15 protein-coding genes are annotated in these 15,315 nt (G+C 50.6%); 4 read left to right on the top strand and 11 right to left on the bottom strand.

Annotated elements, in window-relative coordinates; translation table 11 throughout:
- The first annotated feature begins 37 nt into the window (after positions 1–37).
- From ACPAOP_RS13160 to ACPAOP_RS13170, 3 genes are all read left to right on the top strand, one after another.
- Positions 38–862, top strand: a complete 825-nt coding sequence (locus tag ACPAOP_RS13160; protein ID WP_186884538.1) for a penicillin-binding protein activator LpoB — start codon at positions 38–40, stop codon at positions 860–862.
- Between the two features lie 325 nt (positions 863–1,187).
- Positions 1,188–1,640, top strand: a complete 453-nt coding sequence (locus ACPAOP_RS13165; RefSeq protein WP_423708322.1) for a lysozyme inhibitor LprI family protein — start codon at positions 1,188–1,190, stop codon at positions 1,638–1,640.
- A gap of 131 nt (positions 1,641–1,771) precedes the next feature.
- Positions 1,772–1,915, top strand: coding sequence for a hypothetical protein (locus ACPAOP_RS13170; RefSeq protein WP_423708323.1), 144 nt, complete (start codon positions 1,772–1,774; stop codon positions 1,913–1,915).
- Positions 1,916–1,978: 63 nt separating this feature from the next.
- Here the strand turns inward: ACPAOP_RS13170 and ACPAOP_RS13175 are convergent, their stop codons facing one another.
- The 11 genes from ACPAOP_RS13175 to minC form a co-directional block, all read right to left on the bottom strand.
- A complete protein-coding gene (locus ACPAOP_RS13175) occupies positions 1,979–2,392 on the bottom strand; it encodes a GNAT family N-acetyltransferase (protein WP_423708324.1) in 414 nt (137 codons plus the stop codon).
- Positions 2,393–2,408: 16 nt separating this feature from the next.
- Positions 2,409–3,236: a peptide chain release factor N(5)-glutamine methyltransferase gene (gene prmC, locus ACPAOP_RS13180; protein ID WP_423679640.1), complete on the bottom strand. Its 828-nt coding sequence runs from the start codon at positions 3,234–3,236 to the stop codon at positions 2,409–2,411.
- A complete protein-coding gene (locus tag ACPAOP_RS13185) occupies positions 3,236–3,736 on the bottom strand; it encodes a disulfide bond formation protein B (RefSeq protein ID WP_423708325.1) in 501 nt (166 codons plus the stop codon). The genes prmC and ACPAOP_RS13185 overlap by 1 nt, the downstream gene beginning before the upstream one ends.
- 115 nt (positions 3,737–3,851) lie before the next feature.
- On the bottom strand, positions 3,852–4,931 hold the full coding sequence (gene prfA, locus ACPAOP_RS13190; protein WP_423708326.1) for a peptide chain release factor 1: 1,080 nt from the start codon (positions 4,929–4,931) through the stop codon (positions 3,852–3,854).
- Positions 4,932–5,036: 105 nt separating this feature from the next.
- A complete protein-coding gene (gene hemA, locus ACPAOP_RS13195; RefSeq protein ID WP_423708327.1) occupies positions 5,037–6,323 on the bottom strand; it encodes a glutamyl-tRNA reductase in 1,287 nt (428 codons plus the stop codon).
- Between the two features lie 79 nt (positions 6,324–6,402).
- Positions 6,403–8,808: a CHASE2 domain-containing protein gene (locus ACPAOP_RS13200; protein ID WP_423708328.1), complete on the bottom strand. Its 2,406-nt coding sequence runs from the start codon at positions 8,806–8,808 to the stop codon at positions 6,403–6,405.
- A 10-nt stretch (positions 8,809–8,818) separates the two neighbouring features.
- On the bottom strand, positions 8,819–10,513 hold the full coding sequence (locus ACPAOP_RS13205) for a FecR domain-containing protein (protein ID WP_423708329.1): 1,695 nt from the start codon (positions 10,511–10,513) through the stop codon (positions 8,819–8,821).
- Positions 10,514–10,583: 70 nt separating this feature from the next.
- A complete protein-coding gene (locus ACPAOP_RS13210) occupies positions 10,584–11,276 on the bottom strand; it encodes a response regulator transcription factor (RefSeq protein ID WP_186884547.1) in 693 nt (230 codons plus the stop codon).
- A 314-nt stretch (positions 11,277–11,590) separates the two neighbouring features.
- Positions 11,591–11,854: a cell division topological specificity factor MinE gene (gene minE / locus ACPAOP_RS13215; RefSeq protein ID WP_186884548.1), complete on the bottom strand. Its 264-nt coding sequence runs from the start codon at positions 11,852–11,854 to the stop codon at positions 11,591–11,593.
- Positions 11,855–11,856: 2 nt separating this feature from the next.
- Complete coding sequence (minD, locus tag ACPAOP_RS13220; protein WP_423679646.1) at positions 11,857–12,672, bottom strand: septum site-determining protein MinD; 816 nt, start codon at positions 12,670–12,672, stop codon at positions 11,857–11,859.
- A gap of 43 nt (positions 12,673–12,715) precedes the next feature.
- Entirely contained in the window at positions 12,716–13,462 is a 747-nt protein-coding gene (minC, locus tag ACPAOP_RS13225) for a septum site-determining protein MinC (RefSeq protein ID WP_423679647.1), read from the bottom strand.
- 352 nt (positions 13,463–13,814) lie between these two features.
- Here minC and ACPAOP_RS13230 point away from each other — a divergent pair, with 352 nt between their 5' ends.
- Positions 13,815–15,086 carry an O-acetylhomoserine aminocarboxypropyltransferase/cysteine synthase family protein gene (locus ACPAOP_RS13230; RefSeq protein WP_423708330.1) on the top strand — a complete coding sequence of 424 codons (1,272 nt, stop codon included), beginning with the start codon at positions 13,815–13,817 and terminating at the stop codon, positions 15,084–15,086.
- The last annotated feature ends 229 nt before the right edge of the window (positions 15,087–15,315 follow it).

Genomic DNA, 15,315 nt, shown 5'->3' on the forward strand with positions numbered 1-15,315 from the left:
TTTAACCGGTTTTTAACCGGCTCCTGAAGGACGTAAGATGTTGAATATGAAAAAAATTCTGGCAGGCGTTTTCTGCTCCGCAGCAGCATGCAGCGCGCTGGCAGCAGAACCGAAAATTGCCGTGACCGATCTGACTTACGAAGAAAAAGTCAGCGAGTATTTCCGTGTCGTTTCTGCCAGCAGCAAAAGCAGCGTCAAAGGTAGCTACAGCGAACGCGAAACCGATCGCAGCTATTCACAACGCGGCAAAATCGATGCCAAGAGCGAAAGCAATTACTACGAAGCGGAAGGTTTTTATACCTATATCGATCGTGGCGAACTGAAAACCTACACGGCCGATTTGAAAGGCGCGATGATCAAAGGCGGTGGTGTGCATCTGATTCAGGCGCGTCCGTATGTTGGGAAACCGATGGAAAAAATTTACGACATCATCGGTCGCATCAAACAAGGCATGTATCCCGGCGCGGATTATGTGTTGTTCGGCACAGTCAGCAATATCCAGTTCCGTCAGGAAAGCAATCAACTGCAATACGGGAATTCGATGACAGCCAGCCTGTCACTCGATCTGGTGGCCGATTTCAGCCTGATTAATACCAAAACCTATGAAGTCAAAGCGGCGTTCAGCGCGAGTGGTTCCGGTGTTGATACCAAAATCATCAGCCGTGCCGGTGATCGTGTTGTCTTCAATCGCGGTAAGGTCATGCAGGAAACGTCACGCAGTCTGGCAGATGCTGCCTATAACGAGCTGATGGTGCAGTTCGGTTTGCCACGCGGCGCGAACCGTCCGGCGAATGCCAATGGTCAGCCAGTGGTACCTGCAGTGCCAGTACAAAATACGGAACCAGTGACGGTGTATCGTTAATCAGCCATCGCTGTTTTAACTATAGAAAAGCCAGCAGCAATGCTGGTTTTTTTATGTCAGTTCCATCCGCGAAACTGCGTAATATCTTGTGTGAAATTGTTGCGATAAATGGCATTTTTAGGGGAGTATAAGCAAAAAATGCCATCATCTCCTTATGAAATAAGGGCTTTAAAATATACTCCGGGGAGTATATTTTATGCCAAATGACAGACTGGTGCCGTTACTGAGTACCTTGCCGGTCGCATCGCTGATCTGCGCGAGATGTTTATTTTATGCGCCGTGTTGTCGGAAATGTCTGTCTGAATTTTTTTGAACAGGTGATTGAATGATGAAACATAAACCGTTTGCGCAGCTGTTCTTCGCCGCTATTTTTGCGCTTGCCGCAAATGTTGGTAATGCCGCGAATGCCGCTGGTGCAGATCGATATGCCCCTGTCTGCGTTGATATGACAGGTTATCAGGCAGAGGCTGAGTGCTTCAGTCATCAGCTTGATTTGAAAGAGGCGCAGTTTAAAAAATACTATCTGGCAGCGCAGAAGCAGGATATAAAAATATACGGCGGCAACGCCGAGGAATTGGCTGAATCACAGCAGCTGTGGGAGCAGTATCTGCGAAAGCATTGCGACTATCTGTACAGCCGTGAGCAAGGTACTGCCCGGATACGCGATTCTGCCGAGTGCCAGTTGCGGCTTTACGATGAGCGCATTGACGAAATATGGATTTCGTATTTAAGGTATTTTGGTTCTGCTGAGCCGGTTCTTCCCGATCCCCGGAAATAATGTTTCTTTATGGCGCAGATGCTTTGCAGCGATTGTAGCCGCGCCATGCATGAAATATGCAACGTGCGTGGTCATGATGGCCTATACTGAATCTTCACTTGCATACGCGGGTGCTTACCCGGAGTCAGATCATGAGCAAAGTTACCAAGATCAATAAAGACACCAAGAAGCAGGCCTCATCCACTCCTGAAGAAAAAAAGGCAGCAAAAGAAGCGAAAAAAAGTAGCGAATGCCGTTATCCCCCGGACACCGTGCGCATAACAGCGTTAACTTGAGTAAAAAAACGATGCCTTGAACAGCATCGTTTTTTTTTCGTCGCTCAATGTTAACGATCAATATCAGCGATAAATATCGGGCCGGTGAATTTCCATAAACGCTTCGGGTTTTACCGGTGAGCGGAAACCAAATTTTTCGTACAGGCCACGTGCTGAACTGCTGACCAGCAAGAAACGGCGTATGTTTTGCAGTTCGGGATGGTTCTGAACGGACTCAATCAGACTGCGGCTGTATCCACGTCCACGATAATCCGGTAACACAAACACATCCATCAGATAGGCGAATGTCGCACGATCTGTAACCACCCTTGCAAACGCGATCTGTCTGCCATCGATAAATCCGCCAAAGCACAGGGAATGTTCAATTGAGCGTTGTACCGTTTCCAGCGGAATCCCTTGCGCCCACGGTGAGGTCGTGGATAAGAAATCGTGTATCAGCGCAACATCGAGTGCGGTTTTATCTGTCGTAATGTGCATAAAAATTCTTTGTGCGTCAGCGGCGTTGTCCGCCTGTGACACGTTCTATGCCAGCGAGGTCGCGCCAGCTTTGTACTTGCGTGTAATTCGCTGCTTTTAACAAGGCGCGCACATCTTCAGCCTGATGATAACCATGTTCCATCAGCAGCCAGCCTTGTTGCGCAAGATGTTCATGCGATTGACCGATGATATGGCGGTAAGCACTCAGGCCGTCAGCGTGATCGGTCAGGGCGTTGATGGGTTCAAAGCGCAGATCGCCCTGAGTCAGATGCGGGTCATCTTTGACAATATAGGGGGGGTTGCTGACGATGGTCTGAAATACTCTTCCTGTAAGCCCGCTGTACCAGTCGCTGTGCAGTAATTGCAGGCGATCCGGTGACAGAAAACGTGTGGCATTTTTGTTTGCGATCGCAAGTGCCTCAGTGCTGATATCGACGGCGCAGACATCCAGATCCTCACGTTCGTGGGCAATCGCAATCGCAATCGCACCGGAACCTGTGCCAAGATCAAGTAAGGCGGAGTTTTGCGGCGCGAATTGCAAACTGAGTTCCACCAGTAATTCTGTATCGGGCCGTGGAATCAGTACCGCCGGTGAGGTGTAAAAAGGCAGACCGAAAAATTCACGTTCACCAGTCAGATACGCAATGGGCTCGCCAGCGAAACGACGTTGTTGTAATTCTGTAAACTGCTGCGTTTGTTGCGCGCTGAGCTGATAGTCCGAGCGGGTAATCAGCTGTATGCGGGTAAAGCCAGTCACATGCATGAGCAACATCCGTGTTTCCAGCTTGTCCAGCGGCGACAAACGCTCATGATCAGCAATGCTGAGCGGCTGGCCTTCTGTCATCAGTGGTGCTTTCCGAAGATGCTTGCTCTTTGTTTTTGAAAGAACAGCACGATCAGCGTGAGACTGAAAATAACAAACCAGACCATGGCCCAGGTTGGAATCGACAGACCCAGGATAGGCGGATAAGGTGTTTCGCACAAACCATCTGCACGGAACAGAATCGGGAACCATTCCGACAAGAAGATTTTGTTGAGCCCGGTTTCCAGAGGATCGATGCCACAGGAAAGCGTGGGATTCGACAAGACATACAGATGTTTGCCTGCGATGCCGATACCGCCAAATGCTGATAAACCAGCCAGTGCGATGCCATAACGGCGCGCACCGGCAGGAAGAAAAGCGGCAATCAGACTGAACAGGGCGATCGCCAGAAACGCATAACGCTGGAAGACGCATAAGGGACAAGGCAGCATCAGTTCAACGATCTGCAGATAGAGGGCAACCGCTATCAGTAACAGGCAAGTGACAGAGATGCAGAGTAAGACGAATTTAGAGGAACGCATGTAGGTCATTCGTAAAATGAAAGCGGATGCCAGCTTACACGCTATTTGAAGCCTCATGTTTATACGAAACCAAATAGTGTGGCATGCTGGCGGTGCAGGCAATGACTTGGATGGTTTAATCGTCGCCGAGTTCCGCAAGAAGCTCAGCCTGATGTTCTGCGATCAGGGCATTGCTCAGCTCGGTCAGATCACCATCCATAATGAAATCGAGTTTATATAAAGTCAGATTAATGCGGTGATCGGTCATGCGGCCTTGCGGATAATTGTAAGTGCGTATGCGCTCACTGCGGTCGCCGGAACCGATCAGGCTCTTGCGGGTTGCTGCCTCTTTGGCCTGCTTTTCTCTTAACTGACCATCCATGATCCTGGTGGCCAGCACCCGCATCGCCTGCGCCTTATTCTGATGCTGACTACGGCCATCCTGACATTCGACCACGATACCGGTAGGAATATGCGTCAGGCGCACCGCGGAATCGGTTTTATTAATGTGCTGCCCGCCCGCACCACTGGCGCGGAAGGTATCGATGCGCAGGTCGGCATTGTTGATGACCACATCGGCGAGTTCATCGGCTTCCGGCATCACTGCGACGGTGCAGGCGGACGTATGAATGCGGCCTTGCGTTTCAGTCGCCGGGACGCGTTGCACACGATGTCCGCCGGATTCAAATTTCAGCTTGGAATACGCACCCTGACCGGCGATACGCACGATCACTTCTTTATAGCCGCCGAGCTCAGAAGGCGACTCCGACATCATCTCTACTTGCCAGCGGTTACGTTCAGCGAAGCGGGTATACATGCGCAGCAAATCACCGGCAAACAAGGCTGCTTCATCACCGCCGGTACCGGCACGGATCTCCAGCAGAATATTACGTTCATCATTAGGGTCTTTTGGCAGCAGCATTTTTTGCAGATCAGATTCCAGTGTCTGCATCTTTTCTTTTGCGGCTTCTATTTCATCCTGAGCAAACGCTTTCATGTCCGGATCGTTCAGCATTTCCTGTGCTTCGTCCAGATCGGATTGTGCCTGTTGATAGTTTTTGTAGAGAGTAACGACCGGATCCAGTTCTGCGTGCTCACGATTGAGTTTGCGGTAATTGTCCATGTCATTGGTAGCGCCTTCCTGCATCAGCAGGTGTCCGATTTCGTCGAGGCGTTCAGCCAGCTGATCCAGCTTGGCGAGCATTGATGGTTTCATACGGAAAGCAAAGTAGGTGAATCAGGAGGGAACTGCTGCAGATTTGAAAACAGTACCCGTCAGGATGATGCAGGAATTCTGCATCCGGGAGAAAAACTAAATCCGCTAACGTTTGGTGCGGAATAATTGTGGCAACAGACTTGCCAGACGCGCGCGCTCATCACCGCTGGCCTGATGCAATGCCTGTTGCGGGCCATGCAGGAATTTGGCCGTAATACCTTTGGACAGTGCTTCGAGCACGGCGTCGATATCTTCACCGCGCGCCAGCATTTTGCGTGCACGTTCAAGTTCCATCAGGCGAAGTTGCTCGCTGCTTTCATGCAGATCCTGAATGACGGGTACCACTGCACGACCATCGATCCAGTGCATAAAGGATTGCACCCGGGTTTCGATAATGGCCTCTGCCTGCGCCACGGCTGCCTGACGACTTTCTATACCGGTCTGCACGACACTGCCGAGATCATCTACCGTGTAGAGGAAAACGTCGTCGAGTTTGCCAACTTCCGGTTCAATATCGCGCGGCACTGCCAGATCGACCATGAATACAGGACGATGTTTGCGTGCTTTGACAACACGCTCAACTAGTCCTAATCCTATGATAGGCAGCGACGATGCAGTACACGAGACGATGATATCGAATTGTGCCAATTGCTGCGGTAAATCGGCAAGACGGATTGCTTTACCATTGAAGCGGTGCGCCAGCGCTTCGCCGCGTTCGAGCGTACGATTGGCAATGGTCAGGGATTTCGGGTTTTGTGCCGCGAAATGCGTGGCACAGAGTTCTATCATTTCACCTGCACCGATAAACAGCAGGTGCTGATCAGAAATTTTGTCGAAAATACGCTGCGATAAACGGACTGCTGCCGCCGCCATAGACACGCTGTGCGCACCGATTTCCGTGGTGCTGCGAACTTCTTTGGCGACCGCAAAAGTACGTTGAAACATTTGATGCAGATAGGTGCCAAGACCACCTGCTGCTTCGGCCTGACGTACTGCATCTTTCATCTGCCCCAGAATTTGCGGCTCGCCCAGCACCATGGAATCCAGGCCGGAAGCAACGCGGAATGCATGGCGGACGGCGTTATCCTGCGGCAGGGTATAGAGATGCGGACGTAAATCGGCGTAAGGCAAGTGATGAAAATCTGCCAGAAAATGGGCAGTAGCATCGACCGGATTGCTTGCGGCACACGCCGCATACAACTCTGTGCGGTTGCAGGTCGATAAAATCGCGGCTTCATTGCCATACGAATGCGTGGTATCTGCTGCGTTATTGCCGAACCACGCACGTGCAGCCGCCACCGCCTGACCTATCTGTTCAGGCGAGAAGGCGACTTTTTCGCGCAGCGAGAGCGGCGCAGTCGTATGGTTGAGTCCAACAGCAGTCAGTTGCATGCGATGTGTGGCGTAAGATCAGACCGTCATTATAGCGCGTTGGAGATATTAATTTTCGTCCGGATGCGCTTGATGCAGCTCAAATGGTGCTTGATGGCAATCTGATATTAAAAGTCGTCCCTTCATTCGGCGCACTGATTAAATCGATTTGCGCATGATGCCGGTCAAGCACGGCTTTCACAAAGACCATGCCCAGCCCGATTCCATCATTTTTTGGCTGGTCGGCACCGCCGAAGCGTTGAAAGCGTTGAAATAGTTTGCTTTGCTCTGCACGCGGTATGCCGTATCCCTGGTCGCTGATACTGCAGATGATGTTTGCTCCTGCCAGTTGCTGCTCATAGGCCAGTGCGCAGGTGATGGTGGTATCGCGCGGGCTGTATTTGATCGCGTTAGACAGCAGATTCGTCAGAACCCGCGTCAGCAGCGAGCGATCGGCACGGATCGGGTATTCACCATCCGGTATCGTACATTTGATGCGTATGTTTTTGCTCTTTGCCAGCGACCACATTTCTTCCGTCGCATCCAGCAGTACCGTCTGTAAATCCAGTTCTTCAAAACGGTAATCCTGTGATTCAGCCCTGGCCAGCTGGACGAAGTTGTCTGCCAGACCGAGTGTGATGCGTGAGGCTTTTTCAATTCTCGAGATAAATTCTGCCTGCGGTAATGCTGTTGCTGCATCCTGCTGCATTTCCAGCAAAGCAAGTATGGATGCCTGCGGTGCGCGCATGTCATGCGAGATGAAATGCAGGGTTTCATCGCGGCTGCGTTCGGCGGCACGGATGGCGGTGATATTGATGATACTGACTATCCAGCCGACCAGTTGCTGGCTGGCGCTGTAACAAGGGGCGCTTTTGATCAGTAAATCCAGTCCCTGCGGATCTCTGACTTCAATTCCTTGCTTCATTCGTGCAGTATGTTTGAGATCCAACAGATTCCACCAAGTAAAACTGCCGGTTTTGCCCTCTTCAGGCTCCTGCGGCGCAGACATTCTGGCAAATAAATACGGCAACAGGGAATCATTCACTTTGGGTAAGCCCTGACTGGCAAAATAGCTCAGTGCTGGTGGGTTAGAGAGTAATACATTCCCATCGGTGGTGGTCACCAGAGTTGCGTCTGGCAAGCTGTCCAGGCTATCGCTGACGAACTGTCGTAAATCACGAACTCTGTCGGCGGCGACACGCACAGCATTGATGCTTTGCTCCAGCGTATCTGTCAGAACCGGCGCACTCTTTTCCTCTTCAACATCAATAAATTCTGGCAGCAGATGTGGCTCTTTTTCGAGAAGAGTAAATTCTTCGCCCAGATACTTAATCGCTGCTTCCAGCCTGCGCCAGCTCCACACAGGGTAAGCAATGATTAACGCCAGTAAGGATGTCGTAGGCGGTATCCATTTTCCGGCATAGCGCATTGCGAGGAAACTGCCTGCGGCAGAGATGCCGATAAACAGGATGGTCATCAGCAAGGCTTTTCTGGGCGACATTAACTGATAAGAGATCAGTGCCGCCAGCAGCAGTACCAGGTTATATATCGTTACCTGCCAGACCGGGGCAAAATCAATTTCACGTTCATCAAGCAGACTTGCCAGAATATTTGCATTGATTTCAATTCCGGAGATGGTGCCTTCATTGCCGGATACCGGGGTGGGGAATGAGTCCGCCATCCCTAAAGCAGTCGGGCCGATCAGGACATACTTATTTTTCAGGAAAGCTGCGGGAACTTCACCGCGCAGTACTGACACATACGGCACCGACTTAAAATGCCCACTGCTGCCGTAAAACGGAATATGCATCTGGTAATCACGCTGCCACAAGTCCTGATGTGCCGTTTTGCGCAGCTGCACAGGCAGTCTCGCTCCCGGCAGATATTTTTCAGTCCCGTAAGCTGTATTTTGTGCAACGTCTTTCAACGCGAGTGCAAAGTGAGGCCACCATTCGCCTCTTGATCCTTCACGCAGAAAGACGCTGCGTGCCACGCCGTCTTTATCCAGTTCGATATGAATATGGCTGATCTGGCGGGCTGCATTTGCCAGAGGGGGAATCGGGCGCGCCGCGATCAGGCCCTTACCACTGTTTTGAGAGACCAAAGGCAGGACGACTTTATTGCTTTGGGCGATCGCATCGGCCAGCAGCTGATCGCCGTTGACCTGATTGTCGGTTTGTACCGGCTCAGCTTCCGTCAACAGGATATCCATTCCTATCGCAGCCGGTGTCGCTGCGTTGATGCGCTGTAACAGTTCCGCATGTCGTTGCCGTGGCCAGGGCCATTTTCCCAACTCACTCAGACTGTAATCATCAATTGCGACAATCAGGATATCGTCCCGTGCTTCGCGTTGATTGAGCTGCATGTAACGATCATAGGCAATCATGTCCAGCCGCTCCAGGCTTTTCAAGTTCAGCAGCGCTACAGTCAGAACGCTGAGTAGCAGACTCAGAATCAGCCACTCACGAAATGCGATGCGCTCTAACTGTATGTATCTGATCGCCATAAATTAATCGTTAAAAGCCACTGCGGACGGCACCGCTGCCACTTTGAACCGCTTCGCCGTCACTTGTGGTCCAGCGCGACTGAACAGTGATTTTCTGCGTGGCGGAAAACGCGCCGACGTAGCCATCGGCATCCGTCGCCCGGACACGGATATAGTATTCACCGGCCGACGGACGCGGAATTTTCAGCTCAGCCTGATCTGATTCCTGTGACAGATACAGCGTTTTAAAAGCTGTATCAAGGGCAATCTGAATCAGAAATTTTTGTCCCGGTTCGGCTGCCCAGTTGAAAGAAATCTGCTTACCCGGGGAGTCGCTGAAAGACGCCGTTGCCTGTGGCGCTAATTTCTGGAATTTTTGTATATCGCCGTAGGGACCCTGATCAAACTGGCCATTTTTTTGTATCACCGTCGCAATACGCCAGAAATATTCTCCTTGTGGCAAGGAGCTGGAGAATTGCACATCCTTGATATCCGGCTGATCGAGAAGGATGTTTTTAAACTCTGCGTCTTTGGCGACCTGCAGATGGTAAGCATAAGCTTGTGCTGCGTCTGTCCAGGTGAAGTCAACACCGTCAGCCCGTACTTTATTTTTGGGTTGTATAGAGAATGGCGGCTCCGGTCTTGCCTTGAGTGTAAAGCCTGTTGTGAGAGGTAAGCCTTCCAGCCCCAATGCATCAATGGCCGTCAGACGGACAAAATACTGGCCATCTTCCAGACCGTCGAATTTGAAACGGTTTTCCTTGTAACGATTTTCCGCCAGTACGTCTAATGCCTGCGCATCTCTGGCTATCTGTACCCGATAGGCGACTGCAGCTGCGGATTTTTGCGCGATGAATTGCACTGTGGGGCGCGTTTGCACCGCATAACCAGTTTCTAAGACGGGCGGCGGCAGTAAATCGACAGCTTTCCCTACACCATTTGCTCCGATGATGTTTCCTTTACCAGCGGGTAGTAGCAGTTCATTATTTTTTTTACTTGTTGTTCCGACGGCAACGCCACCTTCCAGCACCTCATTAGATGTACCATCCGCATTGATGCCAACACGGAAATGGGTGCCGCGCACGCCCGCTACCGCAAGCGGTGAGCGTACTTCAAAGCGCCCTTTATTGCTTGCCAGGCTGGTGACGCGGGATTCGACTTTCCCCTCAGACAAAGAAATCTCAGTTCTCGGGCTGGCGATATATTTCGTTTTGCGCAGTTTGCTCAGACTGACCTGGCTATTCGATGGAATGGATACGCGCGACTCATCCGGAAACGCCAGAGTCAGAAAACCGTTTTTTCCGGTGGTGATCTTGCTTCCTTCTTTAACGACAGTGCCGATTGCGAGAGTAGTTTCGATACCATCTGCCGCTGTATAAGTCGGATTACCCGCCAACGCAACAACGCGCGCTTCACTTGCTTCTTCAGGTAACAGATCCGCCGGGATCCGGATTGCTGTACCGATAGGGATAGCGCGGTCATCAGCAATCTGATTACGCTTGCTGAGCACTTCCCAGTTCCGGGATTGATTGGTAAATCGCTTTGCGATGCCATTTAATGTGTCGCCCTGCAAGGCGTAATAGGTCATGTCCGGTGGTGTTGCCACGATGCTGCCCGGTTCGCCGGCGACTTTTGCCGCCATTAGCAGCGGCGAGTATGTAAGGAGAGCTGCGAGCAGGGTACTGACCGGTAATCGCCGTAAGAGGTGGGTTGAGTCTGAACTCATTCGTGTTTCCATGTGGCAAAATTCTGCGCAATAAATGCAAACCGGGTCAGACTGTGCTGACCCGGAAAATTTATTCTGCAGTAACTTGTTCTAATCGATAGCCGTAACTATAAACAGGTGCCAGCCTGTAACCGTTTTCTGGCCTTAATTCGAGTTTGCTGCGCACCCTGGAGATATGGGTATCCATGGTTCTGGACGGGATATCGACGTCGCGCGACCAGACTGCTTCCAGTATGTAGGCGCGCGATAAGGGGCGACCGAGATTGCGGAACAGCAGCAGTGCCAGATCGAACTCTTTCTGCGTCATTTCTACCGGCTGATCATTAACACTGACGCGACCAGCGCGTGTCTCAAATTTGTAGATGCCGAATTGCAGGTGTTCAGAGGCTGTCTGGGTCGGGTATGCCCGCCGCAACAATGCCTGAACCCGCGCGACCAGTTCACTGCGGCGGATAGGTTTGATCATATAATCATCTGCGCCAGCGGCGAGGCCAGCGACGATGTCGTCTTCACCTGAGCGGCTGGTCATAAACAAGACCGGCAGGGTGGGTGACAATTTTTCTCTGACCCAGTGCAGAATTTCAGTGCCATTCAGATCTGGAACCTGCCAGTCCAGTATCAACATGTCGTAACTTTCCCGACGCAGCTGATGCAGCATTTCTTTGCCGCTTAAAAAAGGATGACATGTATGACCAGCCGCATTCAGTATGGTGCAGACCAGCTCCAGCAGATTATTGTCGTCGTCAAGTACAGCGATTCTCATGGATAGTTATCGTTAATGTCTGGCAATTGAACAGGGTCTTATCATTATATCGAAAGCAAGTAGGAAAAAATAAAATTTGTTAAAAAATGTAACCGTGAAAAATAACATTTACAACGAAACTCATTTGTTTCTTACCATGCGAATCAATCTATTTTTTGCATTTCCTCATTCATCTGGAGCACTTATGTGTCATTTTTAGAAGAACGTCAGCGCGTTTTACTATCCGCCTGATCTCACTGTCGCTTATCTTGAGCGAGCCAGCAACCGGGTGAACGCATCATAGATGCGCTCACCGCAGCCATTCACTCAGATGATCAGTTACGCAGTTCCAATTCAGGCAAAACAACATTCACATCCAGCACTTCAAGATTGCCTTGTTTATCAAGAGAGACGGTAATGTCTTCCGGGCTGACTTTGGTGTACTTCGAAATAACGGCAATCAGTTCCTCGCGCAAGGCGGGTAAAAAATCGTAACCTTCACGTCCTGTGCGTTCACGGGCAATGATGATCTGTAAGCGTTCTTTTGCCACATTGGCAGTTTTTGGTTTGCTATTAAATAAAAAAGAAAGCAAGGCCATGTTTATTTACCTCCGAAAATACGCTGCAGTAAGCCTGGCTTTTCGTAAGTGACGAAGCGTAACGGAACATCCTGACCGAGGAAGCGCGAGACTACGTCTTCATACGCGTCAGAGACATCGCTGCCTTTCATGTGTATGGCAGGATTACCCTGGTTCGATGCATGCAATACCGCCTCTGATTCCGGTATCACGCCAATCAGAGGGATACGTAAAATTTCCTGTACGTCCGTGTGCGACAGCATTTCGCCTGCTTCAACACGTTTTGGCGAATAGCGTGTGATCAGTAAATGCTCTTTGACAGGCTCACCACCCGCTTGTGCGCGTTTGGATTTCGCCTGAATGATGCCGAGTATGCGGTCAGAATCACGTACTGAGGATACTTCAGGATTGGTGACAACGATGGCCTCATCAGCGAATGTGAGGGCCATGACAGCACCGCGTTCGATACCCGCTGGTGAGTCGCAGACGATGAATTCAAAGTCCATTTTTGCCAGGTCGTTTAATACGCGCTCCACACCTTCTTCGGTCAGCGCGTCTTTATCACGGGTCTGTGAGGCGGGCAGAATGAATAGGTTATCGCAATGCTTATCCTTGATTAATGCCTGATTCAGGGTTGCTTCACCGCTGATGACATTCACCAGATCATAGACCACGCGGCGTTCGCAACCCATGATCAGATCCAGATTGCGCAGACCGACGTCAAAATCCAGTACGGCTGTTTTATGACCGCGCATTGCCAGACCTGAGGCGAAACTTGCGCTGGAGGTGGTTTTTCCCACTCCGCCCTTGCCGGATGTTACAACTATGATTCTTGCCACAAAAAACTCCTTTTTATATCCGAAATAACTGAAATATAGGGCGTCAGCCGATCGCTTTTACTGATGATACTTCAATACTGTCACCAATCAGCCTGACTTGGACGGGGTGCTGTGCCTGTAAATCCGGGTAGCCATTTTCAAATGTCCGGTAGATGCCGGCAATCGATACCAGTTCCGGTTCCATTTGCAGAGCAAAAATTCGTGATTCGGTATTGCCGGTGGCGCCAGCTAAGGCTCGTCCGCGTAGCGTAGAGTAAATATGGATACTGCCATCGGCGATGACTTCCGCGCCGTTATTGACTGAGGCCGTAATGATCAGGTCTGCGCCGCGGGCATAAATACGCTGACCAGCGCGGACCGGCGTATCGATCACCATGGCCGGATTATTGCGGATGATGACCTGCGGCTCAGCTTTTGCTACCGGTGCTGGTACTTCGGCTTGCGCTGCGATCACTTCTGGTTCGTGGCGTGGTTTGCTTACCACATCAATACTTAAACCATGTGAACGGATGATCGCGTAATCCTCTTCGCGCGCATTGCGGACCGCGACCGGATGCAGGCCGTGCGCTTTGAACAACGGGATCAGCGCATCCCAGTCAACGGTTTCTGCGGCGATGCTTTCAACATCAATGACAGCGAATTCATCGTCAAAAAAATCCGGTGAACCGGCGGTCATTTCCTTTAAAGCGGCTTCCAGCGCAGCAGTGGACGCTTCATGCAGCAATACAGCAACAGCGACAACGGTGGAAATTTTTATTTCTATGGGCTTGCGCGTCAGACTGTTTTGCATGGCATTCATCAAATAAAAGAGGCAGTTGCCAGCGTATCATTATTTGCGGGGCAGAAAATCATCCGCAGGCCATTGATACGCGTATCGGCGGGTCAGGGAGCGACCTGCTAAAAGGAGTCATCGTACCAACTGACAGAAAAGATTGCAAAAATATGCAAAATTTTTTTGCGCTAAGCGGCAATTCCACGACGCTTCGTTGCAATTATTTCTGTCTGGGAATTTTCTTGCCTCCTGAAATCTATGTTTAAATTTTAACTATACAAAAACGAAAAGCTTCCTTGTCAGGTGTTCTGGCGCTTTTTATGATCATCACAGCTTTTTTCAAACCATCTCAAACGACAGGAAATCATCAATGAAACTGGAAACTATTGCTGTTCACGGCGGTTATTCGCCAGACCCGACGACACGTGCAGTTGCGGTGCCGATTTATCAGACCGTTGCCTATTCTTTCGATAATACCCAGCATGGTGCAGATTTATTTGATCTGAAGGTGCAGGGGAATATTTATTCACGGATCATGAATCCGACCAATGATGTGCTGGAAAAGCGTGTCGCGGCACTTGAGGGCGGCATCGCCGGGCTGGCATTGGCATCCGGGCAAGCCGCTATCACGTATGCGATACAGACGATTGCTGAAGCTGGCGACAACATCGTTTCGGCATCGACGTTATATGGCGGTACCTATAATCTGTTTGCGCATACCCTGCCGCAATTCGGCATAGAAACCCGCTTCGCGGATTATCGTGACCCTGAGTCGTTTGCCAAGCTGATTGATGATAAAACCAAAGCCGTGTTTGTTGAATCGATTGGTAATCCGCTGGGTAATATCACCGATATCGAAGCGATTGCTGCCGTTGCGCACAGACATGGTGTGCCGCTGATTGTCGATAACACAGTGCCGTCACCTTATCTGTTGCGCCCGATTGAATTCGGTGCTGATATCGTCATCCATTCGCTGACCAAATATCTGGGCGGGCATGGCACGACGATCGGTGGCATCATCGTTGATTCAGGTAAGTTTCCTTGGGCAGAACACAAGCAACGGTTTAAGCGCCTGAATGAGCCTGATGTGTCATATCACGGTGTCGTTTATACCGAAGCTTTGGGGCCCGCCGCCTACATAGGCCGTGCGCGCGTGGTGCCATTGCGTAATACGGGCGCGGCTTTGTCGCCGTTCAATGCCTTCCTGATTTTGCAGGGCATAGAAACGTTGGCGTTAAGACTGGATCGCATTACCGACAATACACGCAAGATTGCCGAATATCTGCAACAGCATGCGAAAGTGAAGTGGGTGAATTATGCCGGCTTACCAGATCACAAAGATCATGCGCTGGCGCAGAAATATCTGGGTGGTAAGCCATCCGGTATTTTGACCTTTGGTCTGCAAGGCGGACGTGAAGCAGGGGGGCGTTTTCAGGATGCCTTGCAACTCTTCACCCGTTTGGTGAATATCGGTGACGCAAAATCTCTGGCATGTCACCCTGCAACGACGACACACCGCCAATTAAATCCGGAAGAACTCGCCAAAGCAGGCGTGACAGAAGATACAGTGCGCTTGTCGATAGGCATAGAGCATATCGATGATCTGATTGCTGATCTCGAGCAGGCTTTAGCTGCGTCGTAATATATGTGTTATCGCCCTGATCGCAGTCTTTGCATCAGGGCGTATTCCGGGAATTTTTACCCGCGCTGAGGAATAGCAATTTTTTGCTCATTCTGTCAATGACCCAAGTCAATGCCCCGGCCTGATGGCTCCCTATAATCCGTTTGCACTGAATTTCGCACGGATGTGCTATTTTTTTGCCGACTGTTCTGCTCCCGCTATCCTGCCATAGTAGTAAGATAAACAAAGA

This window comes from Undibacterium sp. WLX3042 (assembly GCF_049544825.1).
In the GTDB taxonomy this organism is placed as follows: Bacteria; Pseudomonadota; Gammaproteobacteria; order Burkholderiales; family Burkholderiaceae_D; genus Undibacterium.

Bases quoted from the DNA above. Each gene is read 5' to 3' on its own strand.
- ACPAOP_RS13160 (WP_186884538.1), top strand. From the start codon at position 38: ATGTTGAATATGAAAAAAATTCTGGCAGGCGTTTTCTGCTCCGCAGCA.
- ACPAOP_RS13165 (WP_423708322.1), top strand. From the start codon at position 1,188: ATGATGAAACATAAACCGTTTGCGCAGCTGTTCTTCGCCGCTATTTTT.
- ACPAOP_RS13170 (WP_423708323.1), top strand. From the start codon at position 1,772: ATGAGCAAAGTTACCAAGATCAATAAAGACACCAAGAAGCAGGCCTCA.
- ACPAOP_RS13175 (WP_423708324.1), bottom strand. From the start codon at position 2,392: ATGCACATTACGACAGATAAAACCGCACTCGATGTTGCGCTGATACAC.
- prmC (WP_423679640.1), bottom strand. From the start codon at position 3,236: ATGACAGAAGGCCAGCCGCTCAGCATTGCTGATCATGAGCGTTTGTCG.
- ACPAOP_RS13185 (WP_423708325.1), bottom strand. From the start codon at position 3,736: ATGCGTTCCTCTAAATTCGTCTTACTCTGCATCTCTGTCACTTGCCTG.
- prfA (WP_423708326.1), bottom strand. From the start codon at position 4,931: ATGAAACCATCAATGCTCGCCAAGCTGGATCAGCTGGCTGAACGCCTC.
- hemA (WP_423708327.1), bottom strand. From the start codon at position 6,323: ATGCAACTGACTGCTGTTGGACTCAACCATACGACTGCGCCGCTCTCG.
- ACPAOP_RS13200 (WP_423708328.1), bottom strand. From the start codon at position 8,808: ATGGCGATCAGATACATACAGTTAGAGCGCATCGCATTTCGTGAGTGG.
- ACPAOP_RS13205 (WP_423708329.1), bottom strand. From the start codon at position 10,513: ATGAGTTCAGACTCAACCCACCTCTTACGGCGATTACCGGTCAGTACC.
- ACPAOP_RS13210 (WP_186884547.1), bottom strand. From the start codon at position 11,276: ATGAGAATCGCTGTACTTGACGACGACAATAATCTGCTGGAGCTGGTC.
- minE (WP_186884548.1), bottom strand. From the start codon at position 11,854: ATGGCCTTGCTTTCTTTTTTATTTAATAGCAAACCAAAAACTGCCAAT.
- minC (WP_423679647.1), bottom strand. From the start codon at position 13,462: ATGCAAAACAGTCTGACGCGCAAGCCCATAGAAATAAAAATTTCCACC.
- ACPAOP_RS13230 (WP_423708330.1), top strand. From the start codon at position 13,815: ATGAAACTGGAAACTATTGCTGTTCACGGCGGTTATTCGCCAGACCCG.